Origin of the sequence: Flavobacterium sp. UBA7680 (assembly GCF_002482975.1) — a bacterium.
In the GTDB taxonomy this organism is placed as follows: Bacteria; Bacteroidota; Bacteroidia; order Flavobacteriales; family Flavobacteriaceae; genus Flavobacterium.
Genome location: NZ_DLHA01000050.1, coordinates 115738 through 129816, shown reverse-complemented (window position 1 = coordinate 129816; position 14079 = coordinate 115738). Strand labels below are relative to the sequence as shown.

The window sequence follows — 14079 nt, the reverse complement described above, 5'->3', positions numbered from 1 at the left end:
CAAAAATGAAACCAGACTTATTTCAAGCTCCAGATTATTACAACCTTGACGATTTGTTAACAGACGAACATAAATTAGTTCGAGAATCTGCACGTGCGTGGGTTAAAAGAGAAGTTTCTCCTATTATTGAAGAATATGCTCAAAAGGCAGAATTTCCTAAGCAAATTATAAAAGGGCTAGGAGAAATTGGCGGATTCGGTCCTTATATTCCTGTTGAATATGGAGGTGCCGGCTTAGATCAAATTTCTTACGGCTTAATTATGCAGGAAATTGAAAGAGGAGACTCTGGTGTAAGATCAACTTCATCAGTACAATCTTCTTTAGTAATGTACCCAATTTGGAAATACGGAAACGAAGAACAGCGTATGAAGTATTTACCAAAACTGGCAACAGGTGAATATATAGGATGTTTTGGTTTGACAGAACCAGATCACGGTTCTGATCCGGGAAGTATGATTACCAATTTTAAAGATATGGGAGATCATTATCTTTTAAATGGTGCCAAAATGTGGATTTCGAATGCTCCTTTTGCAGATATTGCTGTTGTTTGGGCAAAAAACGAAGAAGGAAGAATCCACGGTTTAATTGTAGAACGCGGCATGGAAGGCTTTACAACTCCTGAAACTCATAATAAATGGTCACTTCGTGCCTCTTCAACCGGAGAATTAATTTTTGATAATGTAAAAGTTCCAAAAGAAAACCTATTACCAAATAAATCTGGTTTAGGAGCTCCGCTTGGCTGTTTAGATTCAGCACGATACGGAATTGCTTGGGGAGCAATTGGAGCAGCAATGGATTGTTACGATACAGCTTTACGTTATGCTAAAGAGAGAATTCAATTTGGAAAACCAATTGGAGGAACTCAATTACAGCAAAAGAAATTGGCCGAAATGATTACCGAAATCACAAAAGCACAATTATTAACCTGGCGTTTAGGCGTTTTGAGAAACGAAGGAAAAGCTACAACAGCTCAAATCTCAATGGCAAAACGTAATAATGTCAATATGGCAATTCAAATTGCCCGTGAAGCCAGACAAATGTTAGGCGGAATGGGAATTACAGGCGAATATTCGATTATGCGTCATATGATGAACTTGGAAAGTGTTATAACTTACGAAGGAACTCATGATATTCATTTATTGATTACCGGAATGGATGTAACTGGAATTCCAGCATTTAAATCATAAACATCTATTAAAATATATATAAAAACAATATAAAAAAGCTTCTTCTAACCGAGAAGCTTTTTATATTTGCCCCAAAATTTACATAAATGAATATTGAAACTATAAATAATAGCATTCAACCTCAAAAAGAACAGCTTTTAAAACACTCATTATACAATAAAATCCAAACGATTGATGACTTACACAGCTTTGTAGAAAATCACGTTTTTGCTGTTTGGGATTTCATGTCTTTATTAAAAGCTTTACAAGCCAAACTTACTTGTACTACAACACCTTGGTTCGCTACTAAAAACCCTGAAACAAGATATTTAATCAACGAAATTGTTCTTGCCGAAGAAACAGATTTAAGTATCGACGGAAGAAGACAAAGTCATTATGAAATGTATCTTGAAGCCATGGAAGACTGCGGTGCAGACACTACAGAAATCAATAAATTTTTAGCCGAAGTAAATTCACTTCACAACATTTTTGTTGCTATTAAACAAAGTTCGCTTCATCCAGAAATAAAAGCTTTCCTTGATTTTACTTTTAGAGTGATTGAGGAAGGAAAACCGCATCAAATTGCCGCAGCATTTACTTTTGGAAGAGAAGATTTGATTCCGAGTATGTTTACCGAAATCCTGGGCAATTTTCAAAAAAATCTTCCAGATACAGATTTAAGTAAATTGCTTTATTATTTCGAAAGACATATTGAATTGGATGCCGATGAACATGGACCAATGGCAATGCAAATGATTACCGATTTATGTGAAGATGATGCTCAAAAATGGAAAGAAGTTGAAGAAGTTTCGATTCTGGCTCTGGAAAAACGTATCGGACTTTGGAATGCCATCGAAGAAGAAATTCTAATGAAAACAGAAATGGTCTAAAAACCATAAAAAGATATTTAACGTAACTATTTGTTTAAACAAGCCAATTAATTTAAACAAATTATGAAACCGCAATTCAAACAAATAGTTACCGTTATTCTTTCAGCTTTTCTATTAAGCTGCAGTCCAGAAGAATCTTCGTCAGAAACTCCTGTTTCGCCAGGATCTGTAACTCCTCCTCCAACAACACAAATTCCAACTACTCCAATTTCTAAATCCATAAATTATTTGGCTTTAGGAGACAGTTATACTATTGGGCAAAGCGTTTGCGAAACCTGCCGATATCCAGAACAGCTCAAAACGAGTTTAAAAGCACTTTATCCCGAAACGAGCTTTTCATTAAAAGTAATTGCTACAACAGGATGGACAACCAGTAATTTACTTACAGCCATAAAAGAGCAAAATCCAGAATCAAATTATGATTTGGTTACTTTATTAATTGGCGTAAACAATCAATATCAACACAGAGATTTTTCTATCTACGAAAAAGAATTTCCTGAGTTAGTTACAAAAGCAATTGCTTTGGCCAAAGGCGATAAAAAAAACGTAATTGTACTCTCAATTCCAGATTATGCTTATACTTCATTTGGAATGATGTTTGGAATCGAGGGAAGAATGAAAATCACCGATGAAATCAATAAATACAACACTTTTGCCGAAAACTATTGCATAATGAATAACCTAACATTTGTTTCTATTACAGATATTACAAGAAATGGATTGACCAATACAAGTCTTGTAGCTTCAGATGGTTTACATCCTTCAGAATCTGCTTATGCGATGTTTGTTGAACGTATGATGCCGAAAGTAAAAATAGCTCTTCAGGATTAATTTTTTACTTTAAAGAAGCAGAAATTTAATTTTCAAAAGACCAATTGTCCCGCTATACACTTTATCTTTTGTGGTCCCGATAGCTATCGGGACCACAAAAGGATGCCGTTTCTATCGGGGCTAGGCTAGAAATTTATTTCTTTTAAGACCTTTTGCTTACCGTTTAGATTTCCAGATAAATCCATCCAACAGATAATGTGTGAATTGAGGTACACTTAAAAGCGGAACTAATAAAAACTGCCAGCCAGAAAAATCAATAGTACTGATTGAAATGTTTTCGTTCCACACAAAAAATTCCCAAAAGAATTCTTCTGTAAAAGCGATTATCAGTAAAATAGCGAGATAAATGAATATGGCATTATAATTTTTTATAAAACTAAAAACTCCTGATTTCTTATTTTGACTGTTTTCAACTCCTTTAAAATAAACCAAAGCCATGTAAGGAATTCCGTGTGAAACTACATTTAGAAGTGTAAAAATGAGATCGTCATTGAAGTAAACAATACCAAAATACCATGAAAGTGCTGTTCCTAAAATAATGCAGTTTTTAGGAACATTAAAGAATTTATTTTTAACCGATACCAATGTGGTGCGAATAACATAAACGGATAAAATGGCGATGTAAACCCAAAACAAAATTGGCAGAATTGCTTTATTCTCAAATCGGAAGAATTCATTTTCAATAAACCAGTTGAATTTTCTTTCAGAAGAAAAGAACCAAAACAACATAGGGTAAACTGTAGATGCATAAATGGCCATATTGTCAATTATTACAGAAAACCTCGTTTTAGCCTCTTTGCGGGCATATAATCTCATGAAGCCATATTGTTGTCTAATAAAATGAAAAACAGCAACATAAGCCAAAAAAGACCAAAAAACAAGACTTCCAAACGAAAACAAAATTAAACCAATTGAAAAACAAATTACAGGTAATAAAATGAGCCTTTTTTTGTCTTTCTGAAATTCTTCTTTTACAAAATAAGTTTTAAATAAAGTGGCATAAACATGGGCAACATCAATAAAAACAATTAAAAAAAGCCAAGTGTAAAAAGAATAATCATTTTCGATTGCAGTAATATAATCCTGAAAAATAAAGATAATGGCCAGTACAAAAAATGATGGCCCAATAATGAACAATAAATCTGTTTTGGCTTTATGAATCCAGGGTTGTTCCATCTAAAATTTTGTTTACAGCATTAATTCCCTGATGAAAAGCTTCTTCAAAAATCGAAATTCCAGACAAGTCAGTATGTGCAAAATAAATTCGGTTTTCGATATCTTTTGCAGCCTTTTCTTTGGCTTGACCAAAAATAAAATCAGGAACTGGGGAAATCATTCCGTGTCCCAATAAAAAAACTTCCATGTCCTCAGTATAATTTTCAATATCGGGATGCGCGATTTTTAAATCATTAAAAACCAATTGTTTCCAGTGTTCTTTATCTTTTTTATAGATTTCTCTACGTGTTTTTCTTAAATCTCCAGATGAAAAACTATAATAATAAGTAATTACTTTTTTATCCTGAAACTGATTCAGAGTTTGGTGCTGTGCATACACATAACCCAAACCTTTGGCATCATAAATTACATTATCCCATGAAAGCGGAAAACTAAAATTATCTGATAAATCGTTAACAATTAAAGTCGCTAAAAGCCACGGCGTGTAGTGAAAATCTTTTGTAAATGATTTTCTATTTTTAATTATATATTGATTTACAAACTGTGGAGTTGTCATAACAGCTTTATCAGCAATAATTTCTACCGAAACTTTTTTAGCATCATCAAATGCCTGCACAATGACTTTATTGTTTTCTATTTTTACATCGTAAACCAAATGATTTTTAAGCGTTTTTTGTTCTGTGTATTTTTTTAGATGATGCGCCAATCTTGCATTTCCTTCGGGCCATGTCAAAACGCTGTCGTTTTTTTCTATAGTTGAATCTTGTTTTCTTCCGGCAAAATAATGAATTCCTGCCCAAGCCGAAACATAGGCGATTCCTAATCCAAAATCATCTTTGCAACAATAATCAATATAATTAAACAAAGGCTCTGATTTGAAATGATTATCCTCAAACCATTTTTGCATGGTGATTTTATCTAAAGCTCTGGTCTTTACATCTTTAGACGAAAGATAGATTGGTATATTAAATAAATATTTCTGATCTTCTCCTTTGGCAATTCTAAAAGCGTCCATTTGTGTAAAAAAGCGCTGAAATTCTTTATCATCTGCGACTGAATTTCCTTCTTTTGGAACAACTCCTTCCTGCCAGTTATTTTTATAAAATAAGCGTTCGTCTGGTGCAAAAGTCAACTGAAGTTCATCAAAAACTGGAAGTCCGTTTTTATTATAACCCAGAATGATTTTTTCTTCTTCAAGAAAATGTAAAAGTTCTTTATCCTGAAAATTTGGAAGCGGCAGATAATGTGCACCCAAAGGATATTTTGAATATTTATTTTGACCATTTGAAGAGTTTCCTCCTAAATGATCTGCCATTTCAATTACTAAAAAATCTGAGATTCCTTTTTTTTGAAATTGTCTCGCGGCACTCAAACCTGAAATTCCGCCGCCAATAATTAAATACGGGATTTTTATCTGCTGAGTCGGTTTCGGAAAATCCTTTATCCATAACCTATGCCCCAAAAGGTGATTTGTTCCTGACAAACGAATCATCAGAACAGCTATTTTATCAGAACAAAATTGAAGAAATGGAATTAAAAGCAGAGAAGCTGCAATTCCTTTTACAAAATTTCGCCTTCCCTTATTGCAGTTTTCCCCATTCTTCATCAAAATAACGTACTAAAATCTGGTTGTCTAAACGATTAATTTCAATTTGGTTTGAAATCATATCATTTGTAAAATAATTAAACCGGTCAAATTGATAATTGTAAAATTTCAATCTCGGAACTTTTCTTTTTACCTCATTAAAAGTTGTTCCAAAACCATTTATCGCAATTGTATAACCCCATTCGCCAAACGAAGGAACATAAGCATGATAGGCATCGACCTGCGGAAAAACCTGCATCACTGTTTTATTAATACACCAAAATGATTTTGGGGCAAAATAAGGTGAAGTAGTCTGAATTACAACAGCAGCATCTGGTTTTAAAATGCTTTTTATTGTTTGATAAAAGTTTAAAGAATATAACTTCCCTAAGCTATAATTTGACGGGTCCGGAAAATCTATAATCGCCGCGTCAAACTTTTCTTTGCAGCTTTTTGCCCAAATGTAAGCATCAGTATTTATTACGGTAACTTTGGGGTTATTTAAAGAGTTTTTATTGAAATCTGTTAATACATTATTGGTTTTAAAAAGTCTGGTCATTCCTTCATCAAGATCGACCAAAGTTACTTTTTGAACGTCTTTATATTTTAGGATTTCACGAACTGCCAATCCATCGCCTCCGCCCAAAACCAAAACATTTTTTACTTCTTTTGAAATTGACATTACTGGGTGAACCAAAGCTTCATGATAACGGTATTCATCGGCAGAACTAAACTGAAGATTATTGTTTAAATACAATCTGTAATCGCTTTTGTTGTGCGTTAAAACAATTCTTTGGTACGGAGTTGTGTTGGTATAAATAATGTTTTCGCCATACAATTTTCCTTCCGAATAAGACAAAATCGAATCTGAAAAGATAAAAGCGGTCAATAAAATCGCAAATGAAAAAATGGCTTTTATTCTTAAGAAATAAGGTTTTTTTAATTCTTTTTTCAGCAGAAAACAAAGTGCAATTGCAATACTCACATTTATCATTCCGAAGAAAAGTGACGTTCCCATTATTCCTAATTTTGGCACTAAAACCAAAGGGAAAAGTATCGATGCCAGCAAAGCTCCGATATAATCGAAAGTAAAAACGTTTGAAACTAAATCTTTAAATTCTACTCTGTCTTTTAGAATATTCATTAAAAGCGGAATCTCTAATCCAACTAAAAAACCGGTTACAAAAACAAATAGGTAAAGAATAAACTGAAAAGATCCAACGCTTTCGAACAATAGAAATAAAACTACTGAACTTAAACCTCCAATCAAACCGACTAAAATCTCGATTTCGACAAAAGTATTCAGCAGGTTTTTATGAAAAAACTTTGAAAAAAAGGAGCCAATACCCATTGAAAACAGGTAAACCCCAATAATAAATGAAAATTGTTTTACTGAATCGCCTAATAAATAACTAGCCAGTGTTCCTGCAACAAGCTCATAAATAAGCCCGCAGGTTGCAATAATAAATACCGCAAACAGTAAAAGAAATTCAAACCTGAGAAATTTTTTACCCATGAATTGCTGCGCTAACAATCATCGAAATTCCGATGATAAATGCTGCCAAAACAATTGCAACAGCAACATTATTTTTCTCCACAACTTCTTTCCAGGTGTTCTCGGGAGTAATTTTTTCGATAATAAAATAGGCTGCCAATAAAATGATGATTCCTAAAACAGAAAAAATGATTGAATTAACGATAGGCTGCATATGTATTAATTCCATATTATTAAATGTTATTTGTGATAAAAATGATTTACTGATGAACGACCTGTTGGTTTATAATTTTCTGTCGTTTCACAATCGCAGATTCTGTTTCCTGCAAGGGCAAAATATAGGTAAACCCCAAAGCAAAACAGGCCTATTGTAAGAGGAGCTTTATTATTAAATATAAAATCAGAAATTTTCTTCATAACTATTTATTCGGTGAAAGGAGAATAAGAGCTGTCTGCCCATCTCTCTTTTTCAAAATTGTAACTAAAAAATCTTATTATTAAATAAATGACAATCAAAGCAATAATAACAATCCAGGCATTTCTGCTCGATGGTTCATTCCAGACCACATTAATACGCATTTCACTATTATTAACATCCTCAGGAGCTTTCATTGGCGTTATTAAAAGATGGTATTTTCCGGCCTTTACGCCACAAATATTAAACTCTTCAGAATTGCTTCCTTCCGTCCAGGATTCTCCATCTGTATATCCGTAATAGTATTCTATGTCTTTGCTGGCATAGATTTCTTCATTGGTTTGTTCGTTTACCAAAGCTACATTAATGTTTGCCCATGAATTATTAACCTCTGTAGAAACCTTAATCGTCATAGCAGCCGAACCTCCATTTATTACAAAAGCATCACTAGTAATCTCTCTGTTATCAAATTCACTAAATCGCAAGGTTTTAGAAAAAACAGTCTGCTCAAACTGATCTTTATAAATATACCAGTTTGAAGTAATGATTAACAACGCTGCAAAACAAAAAATAACAGCTGTGTTTGTAAGGTTGAATTTGCCCGGCTGAATCATGTTTACACCATATTGATACGGCAGTACAATCTCGTTAAAGGCTTTTTTAATTACTTCCTTTTTAACGTATTCGCCATAAAAAGCCGTTTCAACGCCATTCATTTTTTCAACAGAAATGATATAAGGCGGATTTATAAATTCAGCCAGATGGATAAATTTAGTTGGAAGTTCAAAGTCAAAAAAACCTTGCGCATCTATAATTTCAGCATCTGAATGTTCAAATAATTCGAAATCTCTGTCATCGTGCTTTAGAATTTTAACATCTTTTTTCAGCTCATCAATCTTTTCCATTTCGGTAAGCATCATCCAGTGTCCGCTTGAAAGAGAAAGATAAAGGAATTCTTTGGCTTCATTTTGCAGAATAAACTCCGTCCAGGTGTAACTTGGGTGGACATTTTTTTTAAGTATACCCGTAACCTTATAATTGCTTCCTTTTAAAAATCCGATATCACCAATTTGGAGCGGAAAATCTGTGGGAACATTTTTGTATTTTGATTTTCTGCGAAAGCTTCCCTCCTTATCACGGGCATATAAACTGTGACAAGTTGGACAAACAAAATTTATTACCTCAAAACCAACCTCTAATTCGGTTTCTGCATTACAATCGTAACAAGGAATTTTCATGCTTTATCGGTTAATTTCAAAATCTTTAATAATTTTTCCATCAAAATAAGTGATGTAATCGGCCATAACATTTCTTACCTTCTCTGAATTATCCTGAAGATAATTACACAAATAAACATCTAAAGTAAGCTGATTGTATTCTGGCCAGGTATGTATGCAAATATGAGATTCTTTTAAACAGAATGAAATTGTAAAGCTATCGTTTTCAAAATCATGGACAACCACTCCCACTTTTTCAAGTTCATATTTTTCTAAAATAGATTCTGTTATAGCAACAAAGTCCTGACTATTGGTTAATTTAGAAATCTCATCGACATGCAGCGTTACCAGTTTATGAAGTCCTGGCGAATAAGGAAGTAAATCCATTAAAATTATATATTGACAACAGCGCCAAATATATAATAATTTAATTAATAAAATAATCTAAAAAAAGTGTTTTCAAATCATCGAATTAGAAGTTTTGTTTTTAATTAAATTTGTCTCAAAATTACATTTCAGATAAATAACAAACCGTATCTTACAAAAACGAGCCTGTTTTTTACTAAAATCTATTTTTCTTTAAAAATTTTTAAATACCTTTGATTCATGAGCACAGTAACAAAACCATATCATATAGGGCGAAAAATTAGCCGTATTCGTGAACTTAAAGACATGAAACAAGAAGCTTTGGCACAAGCTTTAGGAATGAGTCAACAGGCTGTTTCAGTTATGGAAAACAGCGAAATCGTAGACGAAGAAAAACTAAAGGATGTTGCAAAAGCACTTGGAATGACTGTTGAAGCAATTAAAAACTTTTCGGAAGAAGCCGTAATCAATTATTTTAATAATATTTACGATAATGCAGCTTTTAACAAACATTATAATGAGTGTACTTTTAATCCTTTAGATAAAGTTGTTGAACTTTACGAACGTTTAGTTCAGGCTGAAAAGGATAAAAATGAATATTTGGAGAAATTATTAAAAGAGAAATAAATCTTTTTATAAAATATAATCTATTACAAAAAGAGATCTCAAAATTTGAGATCTCTTTTTTTGCGTTTATAATTCTAATCTTCTATTTACTACTTCATCTTTATTGAGCTAGAAAAGGATTTTCATTTTCGAAGAAAAAATATATTTAATTTTGCTTAACCATGCAAGTCTCACCATCAAAAGAGTTATCACAATATATTAAGCATTATCTGTTTTTAGATAATACAGAAACTGCTGTGCAAAAATTCCGTCTGTTTTCTGATGGAAATACCGGTCTTGTGTTCTCTGTAAAAAGCAAACTCATTTCTGGAATTAATAAATACGAAGTCAAAGAATATTTACCTGCTTCGTTTTTATACGGACAACTTAACGGTTTTAAAGATCTTTATTCTGAAAATGAAATAACACTCATAATTGTCGTTTTTCAACCCAGCGGAATAAATCAATTATTAGGAATTCCTGCCAGTGAATTTCACGATTCGATTATTCCTGTTGAAGATATATTTGATAAAAAAATTACAGCGCTTCAGGATAGCCTGATTCAACAAAATAACCAAATACGAGCTGAACTGCTTAATTGTTTTTTTAGATCATTAATTAACGCAAAAAAGTCTTCAAATCAATTTATAATAGATCATTCTTTAAACTTTATCATCGCTTCCAAAGGACATTTCTCTATAAAACAATTAGTTGAATACACCGGATATACCGAAAGACATCTGGAAAGAAAATTCCAAGAATGCATCGGATTAAATCCGAAGAAATTTGGCAATGTTGTAAGACTGCATCATTTCCTAAAATTATTAAAAGACAAACCTGACAACACTAATCTGACAACTATTTGTTACGATGCCGGATTTTCAGATCAATCACATTTAATAAAAGATTTTAAAAAACATACCGGAATAACCCCAACCGAATATGTATACAGCACTGGTAAATTAACCAATAATCTTATAAAAAGATTTCCTTCTTCATCATTCTAAAATGTCGGTTTTGTACAATTTATAAAATATTGCCCATGCTATTTTTGACTAAAATTAATAGCATACAATATGAAAAATTTAAAAATTGCTACTGCTCAGTTTGAGCATAAAAGCGGCGATAAAAACTACAACTTAACTGTAATCGAAAAACTTTCTCAAAAAGCAGCAATTGAAGGCTGTGATGTAATTTCGTTTCACGAATGCTCCATTACTGGATATACATTTGCAATGCATTTATCAAAAGAACAAATGCTGGATTTGGCAGAAAGTATTCCCAGTGGAGAAAGTATTCTAAAACTGACTGAAATTGCTAAAAAAAATGATATTGTAATTTTAGCCGGACTTTTTGAAAAGGATGAAAATGGTAATTTATTCAAAGCACAGGTTTGCGTTGACAAAAATGGTTTAGTAGCCAAATACAGAAAACTGCATCCGTTTATAAATCCTTATTTAACGCCTGGTGACAGCTACTGTATTTTTGAAATCAACGGCTGGAAATGCAGCATTTTAATTTGTTACGACAATAATATTATAGAAAATGTTCGCGCTGTAAGACTTTTAGGTGCCGATATTATTTTTATGCCTCATGTAACAATGTGCACACCTTCTACCCGACCGGGCGCTGGTTTTGTATCGCCACAACTTTGGGAAAATCGCGAAACAGATGTAACTTCACTACGATTAGAATTTGATGGAATGAAAGGCCGTAGCTGGTTAATGAAATGGCTTCCGGCAAGAGCTTATGACAATGGAGTTTATGTAGTATTTTCAAATCCAATTGGTATGGATGATGATCAACTAAGAAATGGTTGTTCTATGATTATAGATCCTTTTGGCGATATTCTGGCAGAATGCCGAACTTTTGACGATTCTTTTGCAGCGGCTGTACTTACTCCAGAAAAATGCATTCAGGCTGGAGGAAATCGTTATATAAAAGCTAGAAGACCAGAATTATACAAAGATATTATTGGTCAAGATCACGAGTCAGAGCAAAATGTTGTCTGGTTAAACTCTGATAAAAAAAGCATAAATTAAATATTTCACCTGCTGAAAGCTGCTGAAAGATTTATCTTTGAAGATTCATTAATCTACAGAATAAAGCCCAAAAATGGAATTTTTTAAAACTACAATCCAAGATATCGATGCTGTTTTCGACATTTATAATGAAGCTACATCTTATCAAAAAACAGTAAATAATAAAAGCTGGAGAGGTTTTGAAAGAGCATTAATAGAAAAAGAAATTGCCGAAAATCGTCATTTTATAATCAAAGAAGGAAATGAAGTTGCGTGTACATTTGTATTAACTTTTGATGATTTAATCATTTGGAAAGAAGCCAGCAAAGATCCGGCAGTTTATTTACATCGTATTGCCACAAACCCAAAGTTTAGAGGCCTCTCGTACGTCAAAAAAATTATAGAATGGGTTAAAGTATACGCCAAAGAAAATGGCAAAGAATACATTCGGCTTGATACGCACAGCGGTAACGAAAGAATAAATAAATATTACACCAGCTGCGGTTTCGAATACAAAGGAATAAGTACGATCGAATGGACAAATGAATTACCGGAACATTATAAAGAAGGCTCTTTTAGTTTGTTTGAAATTAAACTTTAAATCCTTTTCTATCAAAAAAAACAATTTCTTGATAAATTCTCAGAAAACAAAAAAAGAAAGAAAAGACTTATGATATTTAAAATAAAAATATGAGCGATGGCTTTATTTCCAAATTAAAATTGCACTAATTATATTTAAAACAAAGGCATTAAATTCAGTTAGGCTATATTTGAGATAAATGCATGCGAAAATGAGTAAAAAAAAGATTGCTTCGTCTAAGGCTATTACTTTTTCAGAAAAGATTAAAGCAAATCATAATGATGAATTGCTGCTTGTTAATAAAAGATTGGCACAGCAAATCGAAGAACGAAAAAAACGCGCGGCAGAATTAATTATTGCCAATGCTGAACTCGCTTTCCAAAATGAAGAAAAAGAAAAACGTGCGGCAGAATTGGTTATAGCAAACACCGAACTTGCTTATCAAAACAAAGAAAAGGAAAAACGCGCTGCTGAACTTGTCATTGCCAATATTGAACTTGCTTATCAAAATAAAGAAAAAGAAAAACGGGCAGACGAATTAAGTATTGCTAATTCTGAGCTGATCTTCCAAAATAAAGAAAAAGAAAAGCGTGCTGCAGAATTGGTTATTGCCAATATTGAACTCGCTTATCAAAATAAAGAAAAAGAAAAAAGAGCAGACGAATTAAGTATTGCTAATTCTGAACTGATCTTCCAAAATAAAGAAAAAGAAAAGCGCGCTGCAGAATTGGTGATTGCCAATACCGAACTTGCTTATCAAAACCAGGAAAAAGAAAATCGTGCCGCTGAACTTGCTGTTGCAAACAAAGAATTAATCTTTCAAAATAAAGAGAAAGAAAAACGTGCCGCAGAATTGGTAATCGCCAATAAAGAATTAGCTTATCAAAACAAAGAAAAAGAAAAACGTGCGGCGGAACTTCTTATTGCCAATGAAAAACTTACTTTTCAGAACAATGAAACAGAAAAACGGGCTTCCGAATTAAGCCTTGCTAATAAAGAACTTGAGGCATTTACATATATATCAACCCATCATCTTCAGGAGCCTTTACGAAAAATTCAGGTTTTTTCGAACCGAGTTACCACAGATGAATATCAAAATTTAACAGAAAAAGGAAAGTATTATTTTGATCGTATAGAAGTATCGGCCTCTCATATGCAGGCGCTTATAAATGATTTATTGACTTATTCACGTACAAATGTTACTGAAAAGACATTTGAAAACATCTCTCTTCACACACTTATAAACAATGTACTGGAAAATTTAAAAGACGAAATAGCAGCAAAAAAAGCTATTATCGAAGTATCCGGAAATTGTAAAGCAAATATAATTCCGTCACAATTTGACCAATTATTATGTAATCTAATAAGCAATTCACTTAAATTTTCGAAACCCGAAACTGCACCCCATATAATTATAGAAACCCTTTATACCAAACCAAAAACTAAAACAAAAAAGAAATCTCCAGCTGATTATTGCCACATTACAATTAGCGATAATGGCATTGGATTTGACCCGCAGTTTGAAGCCCGTATTTTTGAAATGTTTCAGCAGCTTAACAGCAAAAGTGATTATAAAGGAACTGGTATTGGCCTTGCCATCGTCAAAAAAATTGTAGAAAACCACAATGGAATTATTACAGCGACTGGAAAATTAAATCAAGGAGCTAAATTTGATATTTATATCCCAGTAGCGTAATAAAAAAGCCTTTTGTAAGTAAATTTCATATTCTA

The 14079-nt window shown here is 32.7% G+C and carries 14 protein-coding genes; 8 read left to right on the top strand and 6 right to left on the bottom strand.

All coding sequences use genetic code 11. The features are described from left to right. Positions 1–5 precede the first annotated feature (5 nt). The 3 genes from B3C18_RS20720 (at position 6) to B3C18_RS20710 (ending at position 2887) form a co-directional block, all read left to right on the top strand. On the top strand, positions 6–1187 hold the full coding sequence (locus tag B3C18_RS20720) for an acyl-CoA dehydrogenase family protein (RefSeq protein WP_053471504.1): 1182 nt from the start codon (positions 6–8) through the stop codon (positions 1185–1187). A gap of 86 nt (positions 1188–1273) precedes the next feature. Beyond that, complete coding sequence (locus B3C18_RS20715) at positions 1274–2056, top strand: DUF3050 domain-containing protein (RefSeq protein WP_291151204.1); 783 nt, start codon at positions 1274–1276, stop codon at positions 2054–2056. Positions 2057–2119: 63 nt separating this feature from the next. Beyond that, positions 2120–2887, top strand: coding sequence for an SGNH/GDSL hydrolase family protein (locus tag B3C18_RS20710; RefSeq protein ID WP_291151202.1), 768 nt, complete (start codon positions 2120–2122; stop codon positions 2885–2887). A gap of 156 nt (positions 2888–3043) precedes the next feature. Here B3C18_RS20710 and B3C18_RS20705 read toward each other — a convergent pair whose 3' ends face one another. The 6 genes from B3C18_RS20705 to B3C18_RS20680 all read right to left on the bottom strand — a co-directional run bounded on the left by B3C18_RS20705 (position 3044) and on the right by B3C18_RS20680 (position 9162). Further along, positions 3044–4063 (bottom strand): hypothetical protein, encoded by a 1020-nt coding sequence (locus tag B3C18_RS20705; protein WP_291151199.1) that lies wholly within the window; start codon positions 4061–4063, stop codon positions 3044–3046. Beyond that, positions 4041–5669 carry an NAD(P)/FAD-dependent oxidoreductase gene (locus tag B3C18_RS20700; protein WP_291151196.1) on the bottom strand — a complete coding sequence of 543 codons (1629 nt, stop codon included), beginning with the start codon at positions 5667–5669 and terminating at the stop codon, positions 4041–4043. The genes B3C18_RS20705 and B3C18_RS20700 overlap by 23 nt, the downstream gene beginning before the upstream one ends. Beyond that, positions 5644–7164: a polyamine aminopropyltransferase gene (locus B3C18_RS20695; RefSeq protein WP_291151193.1), complete on the bottom strand. Its 1521-nt coding sequence runs from the start codon at positions 7162–7164 to the stop codon at positions 5644–5646. Before B3C18_RS20695 ends, B3C18_RS20700 begins: the two co-directional genes overlap by 26 nt. After that, complete coding sequence (locus B3C18_RS20690) at positions 7157–7372, bottom strand: DUF350 domain-containing protein (protein WP_291151191.1); 216 nt, start codon at positions 7370–7372, stop codon at positions 7157–7159. The genes B3C18_RS20695 and B3C18_RS20690 overlap by 8 nt, the downstream gene beginning before the upstream one ends. 194 nt (positions 7373–7566) lie before the next feature. Continuing rightward, positions 7567–8796, bottom strand: a complete 1230-nt coding sequence (locus B3C18_RS20685) for a DUF4178 domain-containing protein (RefSeq protein WP_291151188.1) — start codon at positions 8794–8796, stop codon at positions 7567–7569. A gap of 3 nt (positions 8797–8799) precedes the next feature. Further along, positions 8800–9162 (bottom strand): S-adenosylmethionine decarboxylase family protein, encoded by a 363-nt coding sequence (locus B3C18_RS20680; protein WP_291151185.1) that lies wholly within the window; start codon positions 9160–9162, stop codon positions 8800–8802. 219 nt (positions 9163–9381) lie between these two features. On the opposite strand from B3C18_RS20680, the gene B3C18_RS20675 reads away from it, so the two are divergent. The 5 genes from B3C18_RS20675 to B3C18_RS20655 all read left to right on the top strand — a co-directional run bounded on the left by B3C18_RS20675 (position 9382) and on the right by B3C18_RS20655 (position 14044). Next, entirely contained in the window at positions 9382–9768 is a 387-nt protein-coding gene (locus B3C18_RS20675) for a helix-turn-helix domain-containing protein (protein WP_291151182.1), read from the top strand. A 161-nt stretch (positions 9769–9929) separates the two neighbouring features. Then, positions 9930–10754, top strand: coding sequence for an AraC family transcriptional regulator (locus B3C18_RS20670; RefSeq protein WP_291151180.1), 825 nt, complete (start codon positions 9930–9932; stop codon positions 10752–10754). A 69-nt stretch (positions 10755–10823) separates the two neighbouring features. Then, the gene (locus B3C18_RS20665; protein WP_291151178.1) at positions 10824–11789 is read left to right on the top strand and encodes a nitrilase family protein; all 966 of its coding nucleotides are present in this window, start codon (positions 10824–10826) and stop codon (positions 11787–11789) included. A gap of 73 nt (positions 11790–11862) precedes the next feature. Next, positions 11863–12369, top strand: coding sequence for a GNAT family N-acetyltransferase (locus B3C18_RS20660; RefSeq protein WP_291151176.1), 507 nt, complete (start codon positions 11863–11865; stop codon positions 12367–12369). Between the two features lie 190 nt (positions 12370–12559). Next, complete coding sequence (locus tag B3C18_RS20655; protein ID WP_291151174.1) at positions 12560–14044, top strand: sensor histidine kinase; 1485 nt, start codon at positions 12560–12562, stop codon at positions 14042–14044. Positions 14045–14079 lie beyond the last annotated feature (35 nt).

What these genes read in the sequence shown, in the direction of transcription:
- B3C18_RS20675 (WP_291151182.1), top strand. Translation starts at nt 9,382, where the DNA reads ATGAGCACAGTAACAAAACCATATCATATAGGGCGAAAAATTAGCCGT.
- B3C18_RS20655 (WP_291151174.1), top strand. Translation starts at nt 12,560, where the DNA reads ATGAGTAAAAAAAAGATTGCTTCGTCTAAGGCTATTACTTTTTCAGAA.
- B3C18_RS20705 (WP_291151199.1), bottom strand. Translation starts at nt 4,063, where the DNA reads ATGGAACAACCCTGGATTCATAAAGCCAAAACAGATTTATTGTTCATT.
- B3C18_RS20695 (WP_291151193.1), bottom strand. Translation starts at nt 7,164, where the DNA reads ATGGGTAAAAAATTTCTCAGGTTTGAATTTCTTTTACTGTTTGCGGTA.
- B3C18_RS20680 (WP_291151185.1), bottom strand. Translation starts at nt 9,162, where the DNA reads ATGGATTTACTTCCTTATTCGCCAGGACTTCATAAACTGGTAACGCTG.
- B3C18_RS20670 (WP_291151180.1), top strand. Translation starts at nt 9,930, where the DNA reads ATGCAAGTCTCACCATCAAAAGAGTTATCACAATATATTAAGCATTAT.
- B3C18_RS20660 (WP_291151176.1), top strand. Translation starts at nt 11,863, where the DNA reads ATGGAATTTTTTAAAACTACAATCCAAGATATCGATGCTGTTTTCGAC.
- B3C18_RS20715 (WP_291151204.1), top strand. Translation starts at nt 1,274, where the DNA reads ATGAATATTGAAACTATAAATAATAGCATTCAACCTCAAAAAGAACAG.
- B3C18_RS20710 (WP_291151202.1), top strand. Translation starts at nt 2,120, where the DNA reads ATGAAACCGCAATTCAAACAAATAGTTACCGTTATTCTTTCAGCTTTT.
- B3C18_RS20720 (WP_053471504.1), top strand. Translation starts at nt 6, where the DNA reads ATGAAACCAGACTTATTTCAAGCTCCAGATTATTACAACCTTGACGAT.
- B3C18_RS20700 (WP_291151196.1), bottom strand. Translation starts at nt 5,669, where the DNA reads ATGAAGAATGGGGAAAACTGCAATAAGGGAAGGCGAAATTTTGTAAAA.
- B3C18_RS20685 (WP_291151188.1), bottom strand. Translation starts at nt 8,796, where the DNA reads ATGAAAATTCCTTGTTACGATTGTAATGCAGAAACCGAATTAGAGGTT.
- B3C18_RS20690 (WP_291151191.1), bottom strand. Translation starts at nt 7,372, where the DNA reads ATGGAATTAATACATATGCAGCCTATCGTTAATTCAATCATTTTTTCT.
- B3C18_RS20665 (WP_291151178.1), top strand. Translation starts at nt 10,824, where the DNA reads ATGAAAAATTTAAAAATTGCTACTGCTCAGTTTGAGCATAAAAGCGGC.